Origin of the sequence: Photorhabdus laumondii subsp. laumondii, from assembly GCF_003343245.1 — a bacterium.
In the GTDB taxonomy this organism is placed as follows: Bacteria; Pseudomonadota; Gammaproteobacteria; order Enterobacterales; family Enterobacteriaceae; genus Photorhabdus; species Photorhabdus laumondii.
The window spans coordinates 3,861,895-3,887,627 of the sequence record NZ_CP024901.1 but is presented as its reverse complement, the minus strand read 5'-3'; the positions used below and the strand labels follow the sequence as shown (position 1 = coordinate 3,887,627).

Below are 25,733 nucleotides of genomic sequence, written 5' to 3'. Positions count from 1 at the left end.
GATAATCCCAAACCACTAAACGGACTGAGTTATGCCTATCATAGCACCTATACCCCGCAATGAACGACGCCAGATGAAAAAAATTATCCAGAACACCCGAGATAAAGATTATGCTCGCAGGCTCATGGCCATATTGATGCTGCATCGAGGCGAGTCTGTCTCTCTGGTCGCCAAAACCCTTTGCGCCAGTCGTTCTTCTGTCTATCGCTGGATAAACTGGTTGACTTTATATGGTCTGGAAGGACTCAAAAGCCTGCCTGTGGGCAGACCCGCTGTCTGGAATTTAATCCCGCTTTATCCTTTACTGTCTTTTTTATTGCAATATTCTCCCCAGCAATTGGGCTGCCTGCGTTCTCGCTGGAGTCTTGAGTTTTTTATAATTAAAATCAATGAATTATTAAACATAAAATTATCCATCAGTACCTTCTATCGTTACTTACATAAAATGGGTATCGTGTGGCGAAGGGCAGCCCCGACGCTTAAATTACCCGATCCCGAGTACCATGAAAAAATGGCGAAAATTACCGAGGCATTGTCAACGTGTTCAGAAAAACATCCCGTTTTTTATGAAGATGAAGTCGACATCGAGCTGAATCCAAAAATCGGGGCTGACTGGTATTTAAAAGGGCAACAGAAACGTATAGTGACACCAGGAAAAAACCAAAAACATTATTTTGCAGGTTGCCTGAATGTTCAAACGGGAAAAGTGACTTATGCTGACGGGTTAAATAAGAATTCTCAGTTATTTATCAATGTATTGGAAGAACTTGAACGCCAGTATTGTCATGCTGAAACCCTCACTTTGATTTTGGATAATTACAGTATCCATAAAAGCCGACGGGTCAGAGATTGGCTGGCTTGTCATCCTAAATTTAATCTGTTGTTTTTACCTGTTTATTCACCCTGGCTGAATAAAATTGAGCGTCTGTGGCAATCCTTACATGAAACGGTGACACGAAATCATGGCTGTCAGTATATGTGGCAATTGCTTGAGAAAGTGAAAACGTTTTTAAATTCATGTCCCTACAGGAATAGCAGAGAATAAAAAGAGTGAGTGTATTATAATTATGAAAAGTTATTTAAAAAAATATGTTAATTATTTTTTACGTAATTAACTTTAGTGTTACTTTTATGGACAGGGATTTTAAATTGCGTGGCCGGGATAGCCCATTGTTTCTAGGTTTTATTGACAGGTGTTTAATTAAATAGACAGGTTTTATACCCAATGGATTTCAAGATGGATCGCGACGGCAAGGGCGCGAATCCCCGGGAGCATAGAGCCGTCATTCCGCACCGTATTTCTGATTTAAAAATAATGTGATCTTACACAGGTTTTTTGTATTGATGACATCGGTGGGGTTGACGGTAATCGCCAATTTTGATCTATTACTTTTATTTGCCGGAAAGCGAATATGTCCACACCTATACCTGCCATTAAACGTCTCGATCATCTTGGCCTTATCGCCGCTTTTTGTCATGAAGCCGGTTTACCCCGCATGATTGATGCCATTATCCCAAAATATTCATCGCATACCGTCTCTCACGGCGACGCTTTTCTGGCGATGATCCTTAACGGGCTGGGGTTTCACAGCCGGACATTGCACATGTTTTCCGGCTTTTTTCAACATAAGCCGATTGCGCGTTTAATTGGCGCTGACATTGAAGCTGAACACCTTAATGATGATGTGCTCGGCCGAACACTGGATGCCTTATATGAAGCGGGGGTGTCGGAAGTTTATCAGGTGCTTGCTGAGCAAGTAGTTGATAAATTAGGGTTAAATCCCGATTCCGTTCATTTGGATATCACGAGTTTTCATGTCGATGGTGACTATGACAGCGCGTTGGGAGATGACACAAAACGCATTGCACTGGTGCCGGGTTATAGCCGGGATCACCGGCCTGAACTGAACCAGGTTGTCCTTGAACTGATTTGCGAAAATCAGGCAGGTATCCCTGTCTATATGCAGGCTATGAGCGGGAATACGAATGATGCCAAAGCCTTTGCCCAGACGATCAAAACCCATATTCAATGCCTGAAAGCAGCACAAAACAGCCGCTACTTTGTGGCCGATGCCGCCCTTTATACTGAAGCCGCGATCGCTTCGCTTCATCAGCAAAAACAACGATTTATTACGCGTGTTCCCCTGACGATCAAGGAAGCTAAACAGTCTCTCCTGAACGTGACAGCGGAGCAATTCAGCCCCATCAGTGAGGGCTATTCAGGCTGCTGGGTGACGTCATCATATGGCGGCGTTCCTCAGCGTTGGTTACTGGTGAACAGTACGGCGGCAGAAAAACGTGAAAACCAGACTTTCCGGAAAAACACACTCAGGGAAACAGAAAACGAGTCTAAACAGTTCGACAAACTGGGCAAAAAGCCCTTTGCCTGCCGGGAGGATGCCTTACAGGCACTGCATGATTTTGAGTCTCAATGCCAGTTTATCGGCATCGCCTCGCCGGAAATTCAGGCGATTACCGCGTATGCGGGGCGCGGGAAACCCGGCAAGCATCAACCCCCCAAATCGGTTCATTATCAATTAGCCGGTCAGGCTTATACCCGGTTAGACAAGGTGAAGCAGGCCAGATTGCGGGTCGGGAGGTTTATTTTAGCGACCAATGAACGGGATGAAGGACGGCTTGATATGGCGGCGTTACTGGCTAATTATAAGGCACAACAAAAGGTGGAGCGGGGTTTTCGCTTCCTGAAAAGTCCGGAATTCCTGACGTCTGCCATTTTCCTGAAAAAACCGGAGCGGATAGAAGCGCTGTTAATGGTGATGACATGTTGTCTCATGGTTTATGCGGCGCTGGAACATAAAATTCGCCATGAATTGAAACAAAATGTGCCGTTTTTCCCCGATATGAAGAACAAACCGACACAATCCCCCACCGCGCGTTGGGTATTTCTGGCCTTTGAAGGGATCAGCACCTTTGAATTTCAAGAACATAAAATGGTGACAGGAATGCAATCTTACCACCATGAGCTTTTGAGTTTATTAGGTGCACAATATAAAGCGGTTTATTCCTGAATTAGGTGCGGAATGAAGGATAGAGAACGATGTGATCGGAGTGAGTGCAGCCAACAAAGAGGCAACTTGAAAGATAACGGGTATATATCTAAGCTTTGAACTTATGGAGAAATATATGTCTTTAAAGAGGAAAATTTCATATTTGGAAGAAGTTAGTGGTTCAGCAAAGGCAAATGAGGTATTGACCTGGCTACAGGCTTATATTCCAGGTAAAGATCCTAATATTGTCGTTGGGCATGAGCCCAGTAAAGATGCGGCGAAAGAGTTAATCCGAAGTGATTACCGTTGGGGGCATCAGAGTAATGACAAATCTGAAACTTTCCAATTAACGTATAATTTCCTGGAGAATGAACCGGATAATATGCCGTGGATTATTTCTGGATTTTCAGCATTTAATGAAGAACAAGAAGCTGCTGCAAAGCTGTCAATTCAATCTTGGGCTGATGTCGCGAATATTAAATTCACCGAAACCTATGATGTCAAGGAAGCGAATATCACTTTTGGTTTCTTTGATTTTAGTTTAACAGGTGATTATGCGTTTGCCGAGATGCCGAATCCAGGTTTGAAACAAGTCGGAACTTGGTATATACCCAAGAAACTTCAAGATGCAGTTTTTAGCACCTGAAAATGGTCGTTAATTCTAGACATCAGCGAGTCCGCTATATCCGGTAGCGTTGTGGTGAAAAATTTGAAGACGTTGTCTCGAAATTCATGTTTATCCGCAAAATAACGGTTATTTCGAACCTGTTCATTCATGACCTTCCATAATCGCTCTATTGGGTTTAAATTTGGGCTATAGGGAGGAAGGTAATGTAACTCAATATTGCTAACATAAGCCCACTCCTTAACAAGATGAGCTTTGTTGTAACCCGCCCCATCCACAATAAGATGAATTTTTTGATGATAGTCAGGATAAGACTTTCTTATTTCATTGAAAAAACAGCAAATGTTGTAGTCATTGATGGTTTGATATTCCTGGAACACCGTACGACCAATGGCATTCAGGTTGAGCGCGCCCAATATATTCAGGCGAGTCCGGCTTCCTGTTGTTTTTACTGTTTTTTTCTCGCCTTTTCGCATCCAGCCATAACCGAGTTTGGTGCCTTGAGTCGGGTGAACAGCATCAAGAAAAAGGATGGGTTCGTCTTTCGCTGTGACTTTAAGATTCTCATAATATTCAATAAATTGTCGCTGTTTTTCTGCGTCGAATTTATGAGGGACGCCACAAGGTTTTTTATAAGAAAAACCCTGACGGTGTAGCCATTTATTCATGCCGGGAATGCTAAAGGTAATATTCCAGAGCTGAGCAACATAGGCCACGATTTCATGGGTGTGATGGAAAAGATGTTGAGATAAGTGATTGATTAAAAAATCAGTTTGTTCTTGAGAAAGCAAACTATCAGACCCCCCATTATCAGATTTAAGTTTACCTTGATTAAGGTAATCGCTGATATGACGGTTAACGGTCATTTCATGAAGACGCAGGGCCTGAGCGATCATCACTGAACTCCAGCCTTCAGAGGCCAGCAGGACCGCTTTGATGCGATCACACTCCCTCTTATCACGGCAGGTGTGATGGAGATGTTCAAGTTCGGCTTTTTGTTCATCGGTAATGAATATTTTCATAGCGAGGATAATGATCTCCATTTCGGATAAAATCAAGCATCTTCAATGATTACGGGTATAACGCGGAAAGCGGTACTTTCTTAAAAAATGATATTGGAGTGAATGGCTATGGTCGCCATACATTTACTCATGAGATCGGCCATACATTAGGGTTGGATCATCCGGCTGATTATGATGCGTCTGATAAGGTAGTACCGACTTACAAGAATAAGGCGACTTATTTTGAAGATAGCGGTGCTTATACCATCATGGGTTATTTCAGTGAAAAAAATACCGGGCAGGACTTTAAAGGTATTGATTCTTCTGCGCCATTACTTAACGATATTTCTGCTATTCAGGCGTTGTATGGTGCAAATAATACTACTCGTACCGATGACACGGTATATGGTTTTAATTCCAACACTGATCGCGATTTCTTTACGGCAAAAGATGCAAAGAGCAAACTTGTGTTCACTGCTTGGGATGCGGGTGGTAATGATACCTTTGATTTCTCTGGTTTTACTCAGGATCAACGCATTAACTTGAATGAAGCTTCTTTCTCGGATGTGGGTGGTTTGAAAGGAAACATCTCTATCGCCCGTGGTGTCACGATTGAAAATGCGATTGGCGGCAGTGGTAATGACATTCTGATCGGGAATGATGCCAATAATACTCTGAAGGGTGGTACAGGTGATGACATCATTTACGGTGGATTGGGAGCTGATCATCTTTGGGGTGGGGAAGGCAAAGATACCTTTGTCTACTTGAATGCCGAAGAATCATCGTTTCTTGAGCGTGATTGGATTCATGACTTTGTTTCCGGTGAAGACAAGATTGATTTGTCATTGTTCGATCTGGGTGCAGCAGGAAAAGGCACTATTAAGTTTGTCGAGGAATTCACTGGTGCTATTGGGGAAGCTGTGATCAGCTATGACAGCGTTAACAAGGTAAATGATTTCGTTATTAATATGGGAGGAGAATTATCTCAAGATGGTTTTGGGGTGAAGATCGTTGGAGAACCGCTGATAGAGGCCGATTTCATCCTTTCATAACACAACCACACAACCGCATCTGACCGGATGCGGTTATTCGTTTAGTCACTTTGAGCGCTTGGGCGTGCAATTTTGCTCTCTTCTGTATTCTGTCTTCTGTTTTCTGTCCATGTGGTTGGAGTTCCTAATCTATTATTTTTCTATTATATAATAAGTCAAATACATTTGAATAAGTAATTAATAGTGTGATTTTTCTATTTTATAACAATAAACAAATAATCTATTTTTAATTTAAAATTATTTACTGATGATATTAAATGTAATTAATGCATACATTGCTCGTATTATTTCATTATGACAAAACAATATATGTGGAAGTTAGTTTTAGTTTGAAATTGTTTCATGCCGGTGTTAAATGTAATTAACGTTTACATTAGTTGTATAATTTGATTATTATAAAATAATATGTAATCAGACTAGTTGATAATTTTTATGTGTATAAATATACATTAATCAATATAACCAAGTGATAAATAATGTCTTTTTATGGTGGAATCTGTTTCCTATTGGAATGCGGATAGGTCCATTTTTCAGAGAATTATCAAAGTAAATTCGGTGTTAATTGGGGAGCAGGAGGTTTAGTTTGTCTCGATAATTATTTAATTTTTCGTGAAATAATTCACATATGATATTAATTCAAAATGGACAGAATACAGCAGGGATTTAATACTCATGCCAGTAAATATATTCAATATACCCAATAGATTTCAAGATGGATCGCGACGGCAAGGGAGCGAATCCCCGGGAGCATAGATAACGATGTGACCGGGGTGAGTGAGTGCAGCCAACAAAGAGGCAACTTGAAAGATAACGGGTATAAATCCATTTTTATTTAGTTATGGAATTCAGCGTCAGCCAATAAAAAATTGCACAAAATCAAAGGCGCTTATTAAAAAAATAGGAAAAAAATGGAATATCTTTTGCCGGTTCACTTGGTGAATCGTTTATTCCGTTATCAGGAAAATAATTGTCGAAGAATTGCTAATTATGAGGCTATTAACCGGGCTATTACCTCCAGCGTCCAAGAGAATGTGCTGTCTGAGGATTTTAATTGATGCCTGATGTGTGCCCGTTTTTATTTCTTGGGGGGAAGGAAGAAGGGCAAAACATTTGTGATGACTGTTGAGAATGACAGTTTTCAAATAACTAACAGATTCATTGAGGTAGTAAGTAGATGAAAGATAGCATGGCTAAAAAGGAAATTATCTTTGATGCTGGATTAGTGCAAGTACTGTCAAACAAGGTCGGTGACGACATATCTGTTCAGAAACTTAATTTGTTGTCAGAGGCTGAACGTACACTGCTATTGGAAACTTGGAATGCCACTGAAACCGTCTATCCTGACCAGTTAGGTATCCATCAGTTGTTTGAACGACAAGTGGAGAAAACCCCGACTGCGACGGCGTTAATCGCAGGGGATAAGACCCTGAGTTATGCGGAATTGAATGCTTGTGCTAACCGACTGACTCATCAACTGATTAAGCAGGGGATTGGCCCGAATGATCATGTGGCAATCCTGTTAGAGCGATCTATCGAATTGGTGGTAGCTCAATTGGCTATTCTCAAGGCGGGGGCGGTTTATGTCCCTATCGATACCAGCGTGCCGGACGAGAGAAAAAAGTGGTTGATAAACGATGGCTTCGCCAAATTGTTGCTCACCGGCGCACAAGCGAATATCCCGGCTAATCTGGATATCCCGCTAATTCGTCTCTCTGATGAGACAGACGCGGACAAGGCGGAAGAGAGTTTTAATCCTGACTTACTTTATTCCGGTACTGCGCCAGCGTATATCATGTACACCTCCGGCTCGACTGGCACCCCCAAAGGGGTGATCGTGCCTCACCGCGCTGTGGTCCGACTGGTTATTAATAATGGTTATGTTGAAATTGAACCCAATGATCGGGTTGCTTTCGCGGCTAACCCGGCTTTCGATGCCAGTACTTTTGAAGTGTGGGCCCCTTTACTCAATGGTGGGGCATTGGTGGTTATCGACCACACCACTTTGTTGACGCCGCCGGAATTTGTACAGGAATTAGACCGTTATCAAATTAATATCTTATGGTTAAGCGTCGGCCTGTTTAACCGGCTGGCGGCGGAGTTGTCTCCAGTTTTGCCGCAGTTGAAAAACCTGATTGTCGGCGGCGATATTCTTGATCCCTATGTGATTTCCCAGGTTTTACGCAACAACCCACCTCAGCAGTTATTGAATGCCTATGGACCGACCGAGGGTACCACCTTTACCACCACATATCGGATTGAAACCTTGCCCACGGGAGTGACCAACATTCCTATTGGTCGACCAATTGCCAACACGCGGGTTTACTTACTGGATGAGCAGGGCCAGCCCGTGCCGTTGGGGAGGATGGGCGAGATCTATGTTGGTGGCGACGGGGTGGCCTGTGGTTATCTCAATCGCCCTGAATTGACTGCTGAACGCTTTTTGGTTGATCCATTTAGTGATGTGCCGGATGCGCGGATGTACCGGACCGGCGATTTAGCTCGCTACCTGCCGGATGGCAATCTGGAATTTTTGGGCCGCAACGATCAGCAGGTGAAAATCCGCGGGTTCCGGATTGAACCGGGAGAAATTGAAGCCCGATTGGTGGAGTATTCGACAGTACGTGAAGCGGTGGTGTTGGCGTTAGGTGAGGGGCAGGACAAGCAGTTAGTTGCTTATGTGCTGGCAGAGTCGGATAACGAATTGCCTACCCACTTGCGTGAGCACCTAAGTGCGCGATTGCCTGATTATATGGTGCCGGTGGCCTTTGTACGGTTGGATGAATTCCCGCTAACACCTAATGGCAAACTGGATCGTCGGGCGTTACCGGCACCGGGTGAAAACGCCTTTGCCCGTCAGGTTTACGCCGCACCGCAAGGGGAGCGGGAAATTGCATTGGCTACTATCTGGCGTGAGTTATTGGGTATTGAGCAGATAAGTCGGTATGACAGCTTCTTTGCCCTAGGCGGTCATTCACTGCTCGGCGTACGCATGATTGAACAGCTACGCCATTTAGGGCTGACGTTATCTGCCCGCGACCTGTTTCAATCACCAATACTGGCGGAGTTGGCCCAAACATTGGGGCAGCATCAGATTGTGACAGTGCCGCCGAATGTCATTACCCCGGCGACCACCGCGCTGACACCGGAGATGTTACCGCTGATTGATTTGACTCAGCCTGAGATTGATCACATCGTCGAGCAGGTGCCGGGTGGGGGGGCTAATATTCAGGATATCTATGCACTGTCACCGTTGCAGGACGGTATCTTGTTTCACCACCTGCTGGCGAAAGAAGGTGATCCTTACTTGCTGGCCTATCCAATGATCTTTGCTGACCGTGGTTTGCTAGACCGCTATTTATTTGCGGTACAACAGGTGGTTGACCGTCATGATATTTTGCGTACCGCTTTTATCTGGCAAGGATTATCTGTTCCGGCGCAGGTGGTTTGGCGTCAGGCCCCATTGTCAGTCACTGAACTGACGCTGAACTCGGCTGACGGGCCCGTCGGTGATCAACTGGCGCAACGTTTTGATCCGCGGCAATACCGTCTCGATCTCAGTCAGGCACCGTTGTTACGCTTTGTGATAGCACAGGAAGAGGATGGCCGCTGGTATGTATTGCAATTACAACATCACCTGATTGGCGACCATACCACGCTGGAAGTCATGAACCTCGAAGTTCGGGCCTATCTTGACGAACAGGATGATAACCTGCCGACACCGGTACCTTTCCGCAATCTGGTGGCTCAGGCTCGGCAGGGGGTTGACCAGACAGAACATCACCGATTCTTTACCGACATGTTGGCAGAAGTGGATGAACCGACATTACCGTTTGGGCTGACCGAGGTACATCGTGATGGTTCTCAGGTCACACAGGCGCACCGGATGTTGTCTCCTCTGCTGAATGATCGTCTACGTGCTCAGGCGAGACGCATGGGTGTCAGTCTGGCAACCCTGTGCCATCTGGCTTGGGCACAGGTGCTGTCGCGTACCAGCGGACAAGAGAAAGTGGTGTTTGGTACCGTGCTATTTGGGCGTATGGCCGCCGGGGAAGGGGCCGACAGTGGCATGGGGCTGTTTATCAATACCTTACCGTTGCGGCTGGATATCGATGATACCTCGGTACACAATAGCGTCAGGATGGCGCATACCCGATTAGCTGGATTGTTGGATTATGAGCATGCTTCATTGGCGCTGGCTCAACGTTGCAGTGGGGTACAGGGCGGCACGCCGCTTTTTAGTGCTCTGTTGAATTACCGGCATAATGAGCAACCGATGATCCCGCATGAGGTAATGCCGGGTATTGAATTTCTCGGTGAACAGGAGCGGACCAACTACCCGTTTGTGCTGTCGGTGGAGGATGGTGGCGATACCCTGGGGCTGACTGCTCAGGTAGTACAACCATTTGATTCAGAACGAGTATGTGGTTACATGCAACAGGCGCTGGAAAGTCTGGCGGATACCCTTGAACAGGCCCCGGAAACGCCGGTACGGGCGCTAAATGTTTTGCCTGCATCGGAACGCACGTTGTTGCTGGAAACGTGGAACGCGACAGAAACCCCCTATCCTGAACAACGCTGTATTCATCAGTTGATTGAACAACAAGCGGAGAAAACGCCAGAGGCCGAGGCGTTGGTGTATGAAAATCAAACGCTTAGCTATGGACAACTGAATATCAGCGCTAACCGGCTTGCTCATCAACTGATTGCCTTGGGTGTTGTGCCAGAGCAACGGGTGGCGATTTGTATGGCAAGTTCACCGGCGCGGGTGATAGCGGTGCTAGCGGTGCTGAAAGCAGGCGGAACTTATGTACCGCTGGATCCGGCTTATCCGGGAGAACGATTGTCACATATCCTGACCGATGCCGTCCCGGCTGAGGGGGTGAAGACAATCGGGTTGAAGGCAATGGGGGTGAAGGCAATAGTGTTGGCGGATAGTACTGGGCAGGCTGCATTGGGTGAGCAAATGCTTGCGGGGCTGACGGTACTAGACCCGAATATCTTACCTGATCAGCCGGATAACAATCCGCAGGTTTCTGCCTTAACTTCTCGCCACCTAGCCTACGTGATTTACACTTCTGGATCGACCGGGATACCCAAAGGGGTGATGATTGAGCATCGTGGGCTAGTCAATCTGATCCGGGATAAAATTATCCAATTCGACATTCGCCCTGTTAGTCGGATGTTACAGTTTGCTTCATTTGGCTTTGATGCCGGTGTCTGGGAAATCATGATGGCATTAGGCAGTGGAGCCTGTTTGGTTATTCCGGCCGAAACCGTTCGTCAAGATCCGAGTCGCCTCTGGCATTACCTGGAAGAACAATCGGTGACGCACGCTTGCTTGACCCCTGCTTTGTTGCGAGAAGGGGCCGATTTGCCAACGATAACAATAAAACCGACATTAATATTGGGCGGTGAAGCCCCTAGCCCCGTGCTACTACGGGCGCTAAGTCATCAAGCAATCCTATTTAATGCCTATGGCCCGACAGAAATTACCGTCTGTGCCACCAGTTGGCGTTGTCCATCACACTATACTGATGTGTTGGTTCCCATTGGGCGTCCGACAGCGAATACCCGTATTTACCTACTGGATAACCACGGCCAGCCAGTCCCATTGGGCGCAGTGGGGGAACTCTATATTGGTGGGGATGGTGTCGCCCGTGGCTATCTCAATCGGCCAGATCTGACCGATGAACGCTTTCTGGCTGATCCATTTAGTGATGCTGCCGATGCCAGGATGTACCGGACCGGGGATTTGGTGCGCTACTTACCGGACGGCAATCTGGTGTTTGTTGGCCGTAACGACCAGCAGATTAAAATCCGTGGTTTCCGCATTGAGCCGGGAGAAATTGAAGCTCGGTTGGCAGAGCACCCGGTGGTGCGTGAAGCGCGGGTCGTGGCCTTGGGAGATGGGCAGGATAAACGTTTAGTTGCCTATGTTGTAGCCGAAGCGGATAGTGGACTGGCGGCCAGTTTGCACACTCATTTGAGCGCGATGTTGCCTGATTATATGGTGCCAGCGGCCTTTGTGCGTTTGGCGACCTTCCCGCTGACGCCAAACGGTAAATTGGATCATCAGGCATTACCGGCACCGGGAGAGGATGCTTTTGCTCGCCAAATTTATGTCGCGCCACAGGGAGACATGGAAATCGCAGTAGCGGCTATCTGGTGTGAATTACTGGGCATTGAGCAAATCGGCCGACACGATAATTTTTTTGCCTTGGGCGGACATTCCCTGTTGGCCGTGCGGATGATGAACCGGATAGCCGCTTTCAGTGTTGACCTGCCGTTGGCCGCGTTGTTTGTGTCTCCGTCATTGGCGACATTTACCGAGAAAATCTGCGCACAGATCTGTGCACAACGTAATACGGGCAGTGATAAATTGCCTGAAATTAGGTCCATATCCCGTGATAGTGTCTTGCCGTTATCATTTGGTCAACAGCGTCTGTGGTTTCTGGCGCAATTTGAGGGAGTTAGTGATACCTACCATATTCCGACAGCCTTGCGTTTACGTGGACGGCTAAACTTTTCTGCCTGGCAGCAGGCTCTGAATCGCCTGTTTGCTCGCCACGAGGCGCTTCGTTCTGTTTTTATCACAGTTGATGGTCAGCCTCAGGTTGAACTGTTACCGGCGGAATTTGGTCTACCGGTGAAAAAATACGATTTGCGTAAAGCATCTAACGTGGACAAACAATTTAAGCGTTTGTGTGTACAGGAAGCCAAAACGCCGTTTGATCTTGCTCGTGGCCCCCTAATTCGTTGCGCATTGATCCAACTGGCCGATGAAGAGCATATATTCTTACTGACTCAGCATCATATTATCTCTGATGCTTGGTCTTTAAAGATACTTGAATCAGAACTGGTTGCACTTTACGCGGCGGGTCTAAATCAACAGCCAGATCCGTTGTTGCCATTGACCATTCAATATCCTGATTATGCGGCTTGGCAGCGGCAGGTATTTTCAGGTGAAGGAGTACAGGCACAGAGTGATTATTGGCGTCGGACGTTGGCAGATGCACCGGTGTTACTTGAATTGCCGATAGACAGACCTCGACCCTCTCAGCAATCATTTACCGGCGGCCGGGTAGCGGTGCACATTGATGCCCCGTTGGTACAGGCCCTAAAACATCTGGGGCAACAGCACGGTGCCACACTGTTTATGACGCTGTTAACCGCTTGGGCTGCATTGCTATCGCGCTTGTCTGGGCAGGATGATGTGGTCATTGGTATACCAAGCGCTAACCGCAATCTGCGGGAAATTGAACCACTGCTTGGCTTCTTTGTTAACACATTGGCGTTGCGTATCGATTTATCCGACATGCCGGATGTGGCCACACTACTGCGGCGTGTACGGCAGACGACACTGGGAGCGCAGGAGCATCAAGATCTGCCGTTCGAGCAGGTAGTGGAAATTGTTCAACCGCCGCGTAGACCGGAGCATACACCACTGTTCCAGGTAATGTTTGCCTGGCAAGAGAGTGAAACAGAGGAATGGCAATTACCGGAATTGGCGGTAACGCCATTTGAGCTAGGATACGATATAGCGAAATTTGATCTGCAACTGGAATTAACGGAGAAGGCGGGCGAAATTGTTGGAGAGCTGAACTACTCTTCTGCCCTGTTCGACCATGAAACCATTGAAAGACAGGTGGGTTATTTGCAGGCTATATTGTGGGCAATAGTGAACCAGCCTCAACAACCTGTCACGGCTATCGATATTTTGTCATCCTCTGAGCGGGAGTTATTACTGGAAAATTGGAATGCGACCGAAGAACCGTATCCTACTCAGGTATGTGTCCATCAGTTGTTTGAACAACAGATAGAGAAGACTCCGGACGCCATAGCGGTAATCTATGAAAACCAGACGCTCAGCTATGCAGAACTGAATGCCCGTGCCAATCGGCTAGCCCATCAGCTTATCGCTTTAGGCGTAGCGCCAGATCAGCGGGTGGCGATTTGTGTGACGCGCTCACTTGCGAGAATCATCGGGTTATTGGCGGTGCTGAAAGCGGGCGGGGCCTATGTGCCGTTAGATCCAGCCTACCCCGGTGAACGTCTGGCTTATATGCTCACTGATGCGACACCGGTTATTTTGATGGCGGATAATGTCGGGCGGGCAGCATTAAGTGAAGACATTCTGGCGACGCTGACGGTGCTCGATCCGAATACCTTGCTGGAGCAGCCAGACCATAATCCGCAAGTCTCTGGACTGACCCCACAGCATCTGGCCTATGTGATTTACACTTCCGGCTCAACCGGTAGACCAAAAGGTGTGATGATTGAACATCGTAGTGTGGTTAATTTGACGCTGACACAAATTACCCAGTTTGATGTTTGCGCCACCAGCCGAATGTTGCAGTTTGCCTCATTTGGGTTCGATGCCAGTGTCTGGGAAATCATGATGGCGCTGAGTTGTGGGGCTATGCTGGTTATTCCTACAGAAACCGTGCGGCAAGATCCACAGCGCCTTTGGCGTTACCTGGAAGAGCAGGCGATAACCCATGCCTGTTTGACACCGGCTATGTTTCATGACGGCACCGATTTACCGGCGATAGCGATAAAACCAACCTTAATATTTGCAGGAGAAGCGCCGAGTCCCGCGCTATTTCAGGCACTGTGCAGCCGGGCCGATTTGTTTAACGCGTATGGGCCGACGGAAATCACCGTGTGTGCAACCACTTGGGATTGCCCGGCCGATTATACCGGAGGAGTCATCCCCATCGGCAGCCCGGTCGCCAACAAACGTCTCTATCTGCTGGATGAACACCGCCAGCCAGTTCCATTGGGCACAGTGGGAGAATTGTATATTGGTGGCGTTGGGGTAGCGCGTGGCTATCTCAATCGTCCTGAATTGACGGCTGAACGTTTCCTGAATGATCCATTTAGCGATGAAACGAATGCCCGAATGTACCGGGCAGGAGATTTGGCTCGCTATTTGCCGGACGGCAATCTGGTGTTTGTCGGCCGTAATGACCAACAGGTTAAAATCCGTGGTTTCCGCATTGAGCCGGGAGAAATTGAAGCACGACTGGTTGAACACTCTGAGGTAAGTGAAGCGCTGGTATTGGCGTTGGGTGACGGTCAGGATAAACGTCTGGTGGCTTATGTGGTGGCGCTAGCGGATGACGGACTGGCGACCAAATTGCGTGAGCACCTGAGTGATATTTTGCCTGACTATATGATACCGGCGGCTTTTGTGCGTTTGGATGCCTTTCCGCTGACCCCTAACGGTAAGCTGGATCGCCGGTCGCTGCCAGCACCGGGGGAGGATGCCTTTGCTCGCCAAGCTTACCAAGCGCCACAAGGGGAAATTGAGATAGCATTAGCCACTATTTGGCGCGAATTGCTGAATGTTGAACAGGTTGGCCGACATGACAGTTTCTTTGCCTTGGGCGGTCACTCGCTGTTGGCAGTCAGGATGATCGAACGTTTACGGCGTATAGGATTGGGCCTGTCGGTGCAAACGCTATTCCAGCATCCGACATTAAGTGTATTGGCCCAATCTTTGGTGCCGCATCGTGAAATTAGCGTGCCTGATAACGGTATTACCGCGGATACCACTGTGCTGACGCCAGCAATGTTGCCGCTGATTGATCTGACTCAAGCTGAAATTGATCGTATTGTTGAGCAAGTACCGGGTGGAATTGCCAATATTCAGGATATCTATGCGTTGTCACCGTTACAGGATGGCATTTTATTCCACCATCTATTGGCAAATGAGGGTGATCCCTATCTACTGATTACTCAACAGGCTTTTGCTGATCGACCTTTACTTAACCGCTATCTGGCTGCGGTTCAACAAGTGGTTGACCGCCATGATATCTTGCGTACCGCCTTTATCTGGGAAGGGTTGTCTGTGCCGGCTCAGGTAATTTGCCGTCAAGCACCTTTGTCAGTGACGGAATTGACGCTCAATCCGGCTGATGGAGCGATCAGTAATCAATTGGCTCAACGTTTTGACCCGCGTCGGCATCGTATTGACCTGAATCAGGCACCGTTATTACGTTTCGTTGTGGCACAAGAGAGCGATGGTCGTTGGATTTTGCTGCAATTGTTGCATCACTTGATTGGCGACCATACCACGTTGGAGGTGATGAACAGCGAAGTACAGGCTTGCCTCTTGGGGCAAATGGATAGCCTGCCTGCGCCGGTCCCGTTCCGCCATTTAGTGGCACAGGCTCGGCAGGGTGTCAGTCAGGCAGAACATACTCGCTTCTTTACTGACATGTTGGCTGAGGTGGATGAACCGACGCTGCTATTTGGGTTGGCGGAAGCACATCATGACGGTTCACAGGTGACGGAATCTCACCGGATGCTGACAGCGGGACTGAACGAGCGCTTACGTGGTCAGGCGCGGCGGTTGGGCGTCAGTGTAGCGGCGCTATGTCATCTGGCTTGGGCACAGGTGTTATCGCGTACCAGTGGGCAAACGCAAGTGGTGTTCGGTACGGTGCTGTTTGGACGTATGCAGGCGGGTGAAGGATCTGATAGTGGCATGGGGCTGTTTATTAACACCTTGCCGTTGCGATTGGATATCGATAATACCCCGGTGCGGGACAGTGTACGTGCAGCCCATAGCCGACTGGCGGGATTGTTGGAACATGAGCACGCTTCACTGGCGCTGGCGCAACGTTGCAGTGGCGTAGAGAGTGGTACACCATTATTTAATGCGCTGTTGAACTACCGACATAATACCCAGCCGGTCACACCAGATGAAATCGTGAGCGGCATCGAATTCCTTGGCGCACAGGAGCGGACCAACTATCCATTTGTGTTATCGGTAGAGGATAGTGGCTCTGATCTAGGGCTGACGGCTCAAGTGGTGCAACCATTCGATCCAGAACGGATATGTGGCTATATGCAACAGGCGTTGGCAAGTTTGGTGCAGGCGCTTGAGCAGGCGTCCGATATGCCGGTACAGCAGTTAGACATTCTGCCGGCAACTGAACGCACATTGTTGTTAAAAACTTGGAACGCCACTGAAACAGCCTATCCTGAGCGGTTGTGCATTCATCAACTGTTTGAACAGCAGGTGGAAAAGACCCCGGATGCCACGGCGCTGATACATGAAAACCAATCCCTTAGTTATGTGGAATTGAATGCTGATGCTAACCGATTGGCTCACCAACTTATTGCGCTGGGTGTAGCGCCGGATCAGCGGGTGGCGATTTGTGTAGCAAGTTCACCGGCGCGGATAGTGGCGCTGTTGGCGGTGTTAAAAGCGGGAGGCGCTTACGTGCCGTTAGACCCGGCCTATCCGGGTGAGCGTCTGGCCCATATTTTGACTGATGCTGAACCGATTATTTTATTGGCCGATAGTGTTGGTCGTTCAGCCTTAGGTGAGCAAATGCTTGTGGGGCAGACAGTGATTGATCCGCATTCATTGCCTGATCAACCGGATAACAACCCACAACTATCTACATTGACCTCCCGTCATCTGGCGTATGTGATTTACACCTCTGGTTCGACCGGCACGCCAAAAGGGGTGATGGTGGAACATCGTGGGTTAGTCAACCTTATTCAGGATAAAATCGCCCGATTTGACATTTGCCCCGCTAGTCGGATGTTGCAGTTTGCTTCATTTGGTTTTGATGCGGGTGTCTGGGAAATGATGATGGCGCTATGCGGTGGTGGTGCTCTGGTCATTCCTGATGAATCTGTCCGTCAGGATCCACAGCGCCTTTGGCATTATCTGCAAGAGCAGTCAGTGACGCACGCCTGTTTGACCCCGGCTTTGCTGCGGGATGGGGCTGATTTGCCGGTGATAACGGTAAAACCTACCTTGATATTAGGCGGTGAAGCGCCCAGTGTGGCGTTGCTTAAAGCGTTGCGCACCAAGGCCACGGTATTCAATGCTTATGGTCCAACGGAAATCACCGTTTGTGCAACCAGTTGGCGTTGCCCGCCAAACTATACCGATGTGTTATATACCGATGTGTTAGTTCCCATCGGGCACCCAACAGCCAACACCTGTCTCTATCTGCTAGATGCCCTCGGTCAGCCCGTGCCGCTAGGGGCAGTGGGTGAACTCTATATTGGTGGCGTCGGTGTGGCGCGTGGCTATCTCAATCGTCCTGAACTGACTGACGAACGTTTCCTGGCAGACCCATTTAGTCATATTGCTGACGCCCGGATGTATCGAACTGGGGATTTAGTTCGCTATCTGCCGGATGGCAATCTGGTGTTTGTTGGTCGTAACGATCAGCAGATTAAAATCCGTGGTTTCCGCATTGAACCGGGAGAAATCGAAGCCCGGCTGACAGAATACTCCGGGGTGCGTGAAGCGCGGGTACTGGCCTTGGGCGACGGACAGGATAAACGGCTGGTGGCTTATGTGGCGGCGGAAGCGGATGACGGGTTGGTTAACCGTCTGCGTGAACATCTGAGTGGATTGTTACCTGATTACATGGTACCGGCGGCCTTTGTGCGGCTGGATGCTTTTCCGTTGACGCCTAACGGCAAGCTGGATCGCCGGGCATTACCCGCACCGGGGGAGGATGCTTTTGCCCGCCAGATTTATGCTGCACCGCAAGGAGAAACCGAAACCGCACTGGCTGCTATCTGGCGTGAATTACTCGGCGTTGAGCAGATCAGCCGGTACGACAGCTTCTTTGCCTTGGGGGGCCATTCGTTGCTTGCGGTACGGATGGTTGAACGTTTGCGTCATTTGGGTTTAACGCTGGCAGTACGTGATCTGTTCCAATCCCCGATATTGTCTGAACTGGCGCAAACATTAAGGCTGAATCAGACCGAAAAAGTGCCGGCCAATGTGATTACACCGGCCACCACGGTGTTAACGCCAGAAATGTTACCGCTGATTGATCTCACTCAGCTTGAGATTGATCGCATCGTCGAACAGGTACCGGGTGGGATAGCCAATATTCAGGATATCTATGCCTTATCGCCGTTGCAGGATGGGATTCTGTTCCACCATTTACTGGCAGACGAAGGTGATCCTTACCTGCTAGCGGGTCAAATGGCCTTTGCTGATCGGCCTTTGCTGGATCGTTATCTGGCGGCGGTTCAGCAGGTAATTAACCGTCATGACATCCTGCGGACCGCCTTTATCTGGCAAGGATTGTCTGTACCGGCTCAGGTCGTTTGTCGTCAGGCACCGTTGTCGGTGACGGAATTGACATTAGATGTGGCTGACGGGCCGATCAGCGACCAATTAGCACAACGTTTTAACCCACGTCAATATCGCCTCGATTTGGGTCAAGCGCCGTTGCTGCGTTTTGTGGTGGCACAGGAAAGTGATAGCCGTTGGATTGTGTTGCAACTGATGCACCATTTAATTGGTGACCATACCGCGCTAGACGTGATGAGTAATGAAGTTCAGACATACCTTGACGGACAGGGCGGCAACCTGCCAGCGCCGGCACCCTTCCGCAATCTGGTAGCGCAGTCCCGGTTAGGGATGAGTCAGGCTGAACATACCCGTTTCTTTACTGAAATGTTGGCTGAGGTTGATGAACCGACGTTACCGTTTGGGCTGGCGGAAGTTCGCCATGATGGCTCGCAGATGACTGAATCGCACCGGATGTTGACCCCTGAGTTAAATAGCAGTTTACGTGGTCAGGCGCGGCGATTGGGAGTGAGCCTGGCTGCCCTATGTCATCTGGCTTGGGCACAGGTGTTATCGCGTACCAGCGGACAGCAGCAAGTGGTATTTGGTACCGTGTTGTTTGGACGCATGGCGGCGGGTGAAGGGGCTGAAAATGGCATGGGGCTGTTTATCAATACCTTGCCGCTACGGTTGGATGTGGATGATACCCCGGTACGAGAAAGCGTACAGGTAGCGCATCACCGGTTGGCGGGATTGTTGGAACACGAATATGCCTCGTTGGCACTGGCTCAACGTTGTAGCGGGGTGCAGGGAGGAACGCCGCTGTTTAGTACCTTGCTGAACTACCGACACAATATAGCTTCGGTGGAATCGAATGAAATCATGAGTGGTGTTGAATTTCTCGGTGCACAGGAGCGGACTAACTATCCGTTTACGCTGTCAGTAGAAGATTTTGGTGATGCACTGGGGCTGACAGCGCAAATCGCCCAGCCGTTTGATGCCGAGCGGGTGTGTGGTTATATGCAACAGGCGCTGGAAAGTCTGGTGGGCGCACTGGAACACGCCCCGGAAACCCCGGTTCAGCGGTTGGAAATTTTACCGGCAGTAGAAAGGAAACTGTTACTGAAAGTCGGCAATGGCCCGCAAACGGCCTATCCCGGCTCGTTGTGTATTCATCATCTGTTTGAACAGCAAGTGGCGAAAAATTCTGAGGCTACGGCACTGGTCTATGAAGAACAGGCTCTCAGCTATGCAGAATTGAATGCATGTGCTAACCGACTGGCTCATCAGTTAATTGAACTCGGAGTGGAGCCCGATCAACGGGTGGCGATTTGTGTCACGCGTTCACCGTCAAGAGTAGTGGCGCTACTGGCGGTACTCAAAGCGGGTGGGGCTTATGTTCCCTTAGATCCAGCCTACCCGGGTGACCGGTTAGCTTATATGCTCACGGATGCGGCACCGTCAGTGGTACTGGCAGATAATGTGGGTCGTACTGCTCTAGGTGAACAGGCGCTTACCGCGTTAACGGTACTTGATCCGAATGTTCTGCCTGATCAACCGGATAACAATCCGTACATCCCGGCGCTGACCTCACGACATCTGGCGTATGTGATTTACACTTCTGGTTCCACCGGTACACCAAAAGGGGTGATGGTCGAACATCATGGCTTGGTCAATTTAATTTGGGAGAAAATCACCCAATTTGACATTCACTCGGATAGCCGGATGTTGCAATTTGCTTCATTTGGTTTCGATGCCAGTGTCTGGGAAATCATGATGGCACTGTGTGGGGGAGCTACCCTAGACATTCCGGTTGATAGCGTTCGTCAAGACCCGCTGCGTCTGTGGCGTTATCTGGAAGAACGGCGGGTAACACACGCCTGTTTGACCCCGGCTCTATTACGGGATGGGGCCGATTTACCGGCGATAACGATAAAGCCCACCTTGATACTGGGCGGAGAAGCACCCAGTGCGGCGTTGTTGCAAGCATTACGTGGTCGGGCAACGCTGTTTAATGCTTATGGCCCGACAGAAATCACCGTCTGTGCAACCTGCTGGCGTTGCCCGCCAGACTATACTGATATGCTGATCCCTATCGGGCGTCCGACAGCGAATACCTCTATTTATCTCTTGGATAATCAGGGCCAGCCAGTGCCATTTGGAGCCGTGGGGGAACTGTACATTGGTGGTACTGGTGTCGCGCGTGGCTATCTCAACCGCTCTGATTTGACGACTGAACGTTTTCTGACGGATCTGTTCAGCGATCAACCGGATGCTCGTATGTACCGAACCGGGGATTTAGCCCGCTACCTGCCAGATGGCAATCTGCTGTTCGTTGGGCGTAATGATCAACAGATTAAAATCCGGGGTTTCCGCATTGAGCCGGGTGAAATCGAAGCGCGGTTGATGGAGTATTCTGATGTGCGTGAGGCGATTGTATTGGCACTGGGAGATGGTCAGGATAAACGGCTGGTGGCTTATGTCGCGGTGCTAGAGGATAACGAGCTGGCAAGCCAATTACATCGTCATTTGAGAGCCTTGTTGCCTGACTATATGGTACCGTCAGCCTTTGTGCGTCTGGACGCCTTTCCGTTGACGCCAAACGGCAAATTGGATCACCGGGCATTGCCGGTGCCTGATCAGAACGCCTTTGCTCGTCAGATCTATGAAGCGCCACAAGGAGAAACAGAGATCGCCTTGGCGGCTGTCTGGCGTGAATTACTGGGGGTTGAGCGAATTGGCCGGCATGACAACTTCTTTACCTTGGGTGGACATTCGCTGCTCGCTATGCGGATGATCAATCTGGCCGCAGAACGAGGGTTGATTTGCTCATTGAATAATCTGTTCCAATTCCCGGTGCTAGCGGAACTGGTGGCAGAGATCACCTCAGATTCGCTGTCTCAATCGCAAAGCAGCGCCATACCGGTGCGACCGGATGGAACCGAACCGCCGCTCTTCTTCGTGCCGAGTGGCATGGATGACTATTCCTATGTTTTTGGGCTGGCTCAGCATATTCAGGCGGATTACCCGATTTATGCGCTACCTTGGCCGTCTATCAATGAGGAGCAGACGTCGACCATTGAAGCTCTGGCGACCAGAATGATCACCTTTGTGAAGGCCGTGCAATCAGAAGGCCCGTATCGGATATACGGCTACTCTTCTGGCGGTATACTGGCTTATGCCATTGCTCAGCAACTGCTGCATGCCGGAGAGACAGTTAATTTCTTGGGGCTAATTGATACACCGGCTCCGCACTGTTTCAAGACACGAGTTGATCAACCTAAACTTCAGTTCCTTGCTGAATTGGCAAGGCAATCAGTGGATGAACATCCTCAAGAGATTGCCGCATTGCATCAGAAAATGGATGAACTTAATTTAGTGCAATTTATTGCCGCAGCGCAGGAGCTGGAATTATACCCATCAAATCTGCGTCCTGACTTAATTGCCAAACGTTGGCTACAGATGGGAAATTATGTCCAGATGGTCAAGGATTATCAGCCGAAAGCACTGGCGATAACACTGCATCAATTCTATGCAATGGAATCTTATCCACAGATCCCGTTTGTTACCGATGTTGCGCTACAGTCCGTCACAATGGAACCGTCGTTAGGTTGGGAACAGATAGTTCCTGACTCTTCGCTACAGTTAACCTCGGTGCCGGGGGATCATTTTAGTCTGATGGAAGATAGTGAAAATAAAACTATTTTAGCTAAGACCTTAAGCATGGCGCTGGCAATGAATTGTGAAGCGGAGGCGCTGTAATGTCAGTGATATTGTGGGATGAAAAGCTATATTTAAACAAAGATAGTTAAAAATCAATTTGTCCGGTTAAAAGTTTTTATAATAGCCGGACAATCTTACTGAATATAGGCACCGAATGTTAATCACTTCGGTGCCTTATTTTTTTATCAAATCCTACACCTGATGCTAGTGGAGAAACCCTATTTTTCAGCATTGTCTACGCTTGTAAACAATGTTTACACTTTTAAACAACTCTTACACTTTTAAACAATTATTACACTTTTAAATTAATTTAAACACTCTTAATGCTTCAATGTCGAATATAATGGGAGTTATTTTCTGTCATTTACACACTTATAATCCTATGAGGTTTAAAATAATGATGATTATGTTTCTATCCTTTAAAGCAGAAGATGCTCTGTGAAAATGTGAGTAATAGGAGTTCTTATTAATTCATCGTGCTCGATTATTCTCATCTGTATGACTGAATTTATTCTCATTCGCATTAACTTAAGCTGATAATCATGCTTATACCCGTCATCTTTCAAGTTGCTTCTTTGTTGGCTGTACTCACTCACCCCGGTCACATAGTTATCTATGCTCCCGGGGATTCGCTCCCTTGCCGCCGCGATGCATCTTGAAATCCATAGGGTATATTTTACTTGTTCCACTAAATATTTTACCTGTTGTGCCGTGGGGGTGAAAATTATTTTGGCTGTTGATTATCTTATTAATTAATTGAAAATAAAAGATAATTTAATATTTAAAACATTTGTTTGACCTATATGGATGATATGATTCACCGGCCGATTAATATTTTTAAAACAAGTTCAATTTTTATGAAAATAAATTCAATTTCGTTTATATTTCGTTGATATATTGTTTATTCAATCTCTTGATTAAGATGTTTTATCATCTGATTGAGATGAAGCAAAAAATGCTTTTAGATAAAAAATGACTTGATTTTATATAAATCTGTTTAGAGAATCCCTTTACCCAGAAAAATAGCCTGCCTGATAAATCCATTTATCTATTGCAGTGGGTGTTGTCGGTTTTCTCTTATTTTCCGCTTGGTTAGTGCCTGCTTTGAAATATCTGAATCCGGTTTTGTTTCTGAAATGCGTTGTGGCATGAACATCATGTCACTCATTCTATTTTATTGTTGAGGAGTCACTTATGACCCATAGTTTTCAAAACGAGATCCCTAAATCGCGTATTAATATCAAGTTAGATTTACATACAGGAGGTGCGCAGAAAAAAGTTGAGCTGCCGCTGAAATTATTGGTCATGGGGGATTATAGCAACGGGCAGGAACATCTCCCTCTTGGGGAAAGAAAAAAAGTGGCTATCAATAAAAACAATTTTGATAGCGTACTGGCTGAATTCAGTCCCGCGATTAACTTGACGGTCAAAAATACCTTGGCCGGAGATGGCAGCGAGGAGAATATCGCCCTTATTTTTCGGCAAATAAAAGACTTCGAGCCTGAACAAATTGCTCGTCAAATCCCGCAACTGCGGGCCCTGCTTTCTATGCGCCATCTATTGCGCGATCTGAGATCTAACCTGCTCGATAACACCACCTTTCGCCGGGAACTGGAACATATCCTCCAGGATCAAGCGTTAAGCGATGAGTTACGGGCTGAACTGGCCGCACTGGCACCAAAAACGATTTGATTATTACGGTATATATCAGGAGATAGGATTAATGACTGAACAACAAACCGCTGCGGCGGCGATAACGACTCACGCCGAAGGCAGTGTTTATCAATCGTTATTTAAGAAAATCAATTTACAGCCGGTGGAGCAGTTAAGCGATATTGATCGCTTTCAGAGCAGTGATGCGCTGGCTGATGTGACGGTAGACGAGCGGGTCACGGCGGCTGTCAGCGTTTTTCTCTCTGTGCTGAAAACCTCGGCGCAAAGGGTTAAACGGCTGGATAAGGCATTATTGGATAACCATATCCGCGAGTTGGACGAGCAAATCAGCCGTCAATTGGATGTGGTCATGCATCACCCTGAGTTTCAGCAGGTGGAATCTGCCTGGCGCGGCCTGAAATTCTTGGTTGATCGTACTGATTTTCGTCAGAACGTCAGGATTGAAGTGTTGGACGTCACCAAAGAGGATTTGCGGCAAGATTTTGACGATGCGCCGGAAATTGTTCAGAGCGGTTTCTATCACCACACTTACATTCAAGAATACGATACACCGGGCGGTGAACCTATCGGATCGGTGATTGCCAATTATGAATTTGATGCCGGCACGCAGGATATTGCGCTGTTGCGTAATATCGCCAAAGTTTCGGCGGCGGCGCATATGCCATTCATTGCCGCTGCTGGTCCGGCTTTTTTTGGCAAACAAACGATGGATGAAGTGGCCGCGATTAAAGATATCGGTAACTACTTTGACCGCGCCGAATACATCAAGTGGCAAGCGTTCCGCGACAGCGACGATGCACGCTATATCGGCTTGACTTTACCCCGCGTGCTAGGGCGTTTGCCCTATGGCCCGGACACCGTACCGGTGCGGACTTTTAACTATGTTGAAGAGGTCACCGGTCCGGATCACGATAAATATTTATGGGCCAACGCCGCCTTTGCTTTTGGTGCAAACATGATCAAGAGCTTTGTCAGTAATGGCTGGTGTGTCCAGATCCGCGGTCCAAAAGCGGGGGGAGCGGTGACTGATTTGCCGATCCACCTCTACGATTTGGGGACCGGTAATCAGGTCAAAATTCCATCAGAAGTGATGATTCCAGAAACCCGCGAATTTGAATTTGCGAATCTGGGCTTCATTCCGCTCTCTTACTACAAAAACCGGGATTATGCCTGCTTCTTTTCCGCTAACTCGGCGCAAAAACCGGCATTGTATGACACCGATGAAGCGACGGCTAACAGCCGTATCAATGCGCGTCTGCCCTATATTTTCCTGCTGTCACGTATTTCCCATTATTTGAAACTGATTCAACGGGAGAACATCGGCACCACGAAAGATCGACGTCTGCTTGAAATCGAACTGAACAACTGGATCAACACCTTGGTAACTGAGATGACCGATCCTTCCGATGATTTGCAGGCATCTCATCCGCTGCGTGAAGCGCACGTCATTGTCGAAGATATTGACGACAACCCCGGTTTCTTCCGGGTCAAGTTGTATGCGGTGCCGCATTTTCAGGTAGAGGGGCTTGACGTCAATCTGTCGCTGGTTTCTCAAATGCCGAAATCCAAAGGTTAACAATAGGGGAG

8 protein-coding genes and 1 pseudogene are annotated in these 25,733 nt (G+C 48.0%); 8 read left to right on the top strand and 1 reads right to left on the bottom strand.

The genetic code is table 11. The features are described from left to right. Positions 1-31: 31 nt before the first annotated feature. The 3 genes from PluTT01m_RS16890 (at position 32) to PluTT01m_RS16880 (ending at position 3,654) form a co-directional block, all read left to right on the top strand. Positions 32-1,045, top strand: coding sequence for an IS630-like element ISPlu10 family transposase (locus PluTT01m_RS16890; protein WP_011144854.1), 1,014 nt, complete (start codon positions 32-34; stop codon positions 1,043-1,045). Between the two features lie 367 nt (positions 1,046-1,412). Further along, positions 1,413-3,029: an IS1634-like element ISPlu4 family transposase gene (locus PluTT01m_RS16885; protein ID WP_011144714.1), complete on the top strand. Its 1,617-nt coding sequence runs from the start codon at positions 1,413-1,415 to the stop codon at positions 3,027-3,029. Positions 3,030-3,171: 142 nt separating this feature from the next. Continuing rightward, positions 3,172-3,654, top strand: a complete 483-nt coding sequence (locus tag PluTT01m_RS16880) for a zinc metalloprotease (protein WP_232507872.1) — start codon at positions 3,172-3,174, stop codon at positions 3,652-3,654. Here the strand turns inward: PluTT01m_RS16880 and PluTT01m_RS16875 are convergent. Beyond that, positions 3,630-4,655 carry an IS630-like element ISPlu19 family transposase gene (locus PluTT01m_RS16875; protein ID WP_011144720.1) on the bottom strand — a complete coding sequence of 342 codons (1,026 nt, stop codon included), beginning with the start codon at positions 4,653-4,655 and terminating at the stop codon, positions 3,630-3,632. The two genes, PluTT01m_RS16880 and PluTT01m_RS16875, sit on opposite strands and share 25 nt — an antisense overlap. A gap of 56 nt (positions 4,656-4,711) precedes the next feature. Here PluTT01m_RS16875 and prtA point away from each other — a divergent pair. From prtA to tssC, 5 genes and pseudogenes are all read left to right on the top strand, one after another. Next, positions 4,712-5,686: pseudogene (gene prtA / locus PluTT01m_RS16870) on the top strand (serralysin); the annotation flags it as partial. Positions 5,687-6,594: 908 nt separating this feature from the next. Beyond that, on the top strand, positions 6,595-6,741 hold the full coding sequence (locus PluTT01m_RS26960; protein ID WP_011147464.1) for a hypothetical protein: 147 nt from the start codon (positions 6,595-6,597) through the stop codon (positions 6,739-6,741). A 119-nt stretch (positions 6,742-6,860) separates the two neighbouring features. Next, positions 6,861-22,511 carry a non-ribosomal peptide synthetase gene (locus PluTT01m_RS16865; protein ID WP_011147463.1) on the top strand — a complete coding sequence of 5,217 codons (15,651 nt, stop codon included), beginning with the start codon at positions 6,861-6,863 and terminating at the stop codon, positions 22,509-22,511. Between the two features lie 1,155 nt (positions 22,512-23,666). Next, the gene (gene tssB / locus PluTT01m_RS16860; protein ID WP_011147462.1) at positions 23,667-24,164 is read left to right on the top strand and encodes a type VI secretion system contractile sheath small subunit; all 498 of its coding nucleotides are present in this window, start codon (positions 23,667-23,669) and stop codon (positions 24,162-24,164) included. 31 nt (positions 24,165-24,195) lie between these two features. Then, entirely contained in the window at positions 24,196-25,722 is a 1,527-nt protein-coding gene (tssC, locus tag PluTT01m_RS16855; RefSeq protein WP_011147461.1) for a type VI secretion system contractile sheath large subunit, read from the top strand. Positions 25,723-25,733: the final 11 nt, after the last annotated feature.

Coding starts and splice junctions, on each gene's coding strand:
- PluTT01m_RS16890 (WP_011144854.1), top strand. CDS start 32: ATGCCTATCATAGCACCTATACCCCGCAATGAACGACGCCAGATGAAA.
- PluTT01m_RS16885 (WP_011144714.1), top strand. CDS start 1,413: ATGTCCACACCTATACCTGCCATTAAACGTCTCGATCATCTTGGCCTT.
- PluTT01m_RS16875 (WP_011144720.1), bottom strand. CDS start 4,655: ATGAAAATATTCATTACCGATGAACAAAAAGCCGAACTTGAACATCTC.
- PluTT01m_RS26960 (WP_011147464.1), top strand. CDS start 6,595: ATGGAATATCTTTTGCCGGTTCACTTGGTGAATCGTTTATTCCGTTAT.
- PluTT01m_RS16865 (WP_011147463.1), top strand. CDS start 6,861: ATGAAAGATAGCATGGCTAAAAAGGAAATTATCTTTGATGCTGGATTA.
- tssB (WP_011147462.1), top strand. CDS start 23,667: ATGACCCATAGTTTTCAAAACGAGATCCCTAAATCGCGTATTAATATC.
- tssC (WP_011147461.1), top strand. CDS start 24,196: ATGACTGAACAACAAACCGCTGCGGCGGCGATAACGACTCACGCCGAA.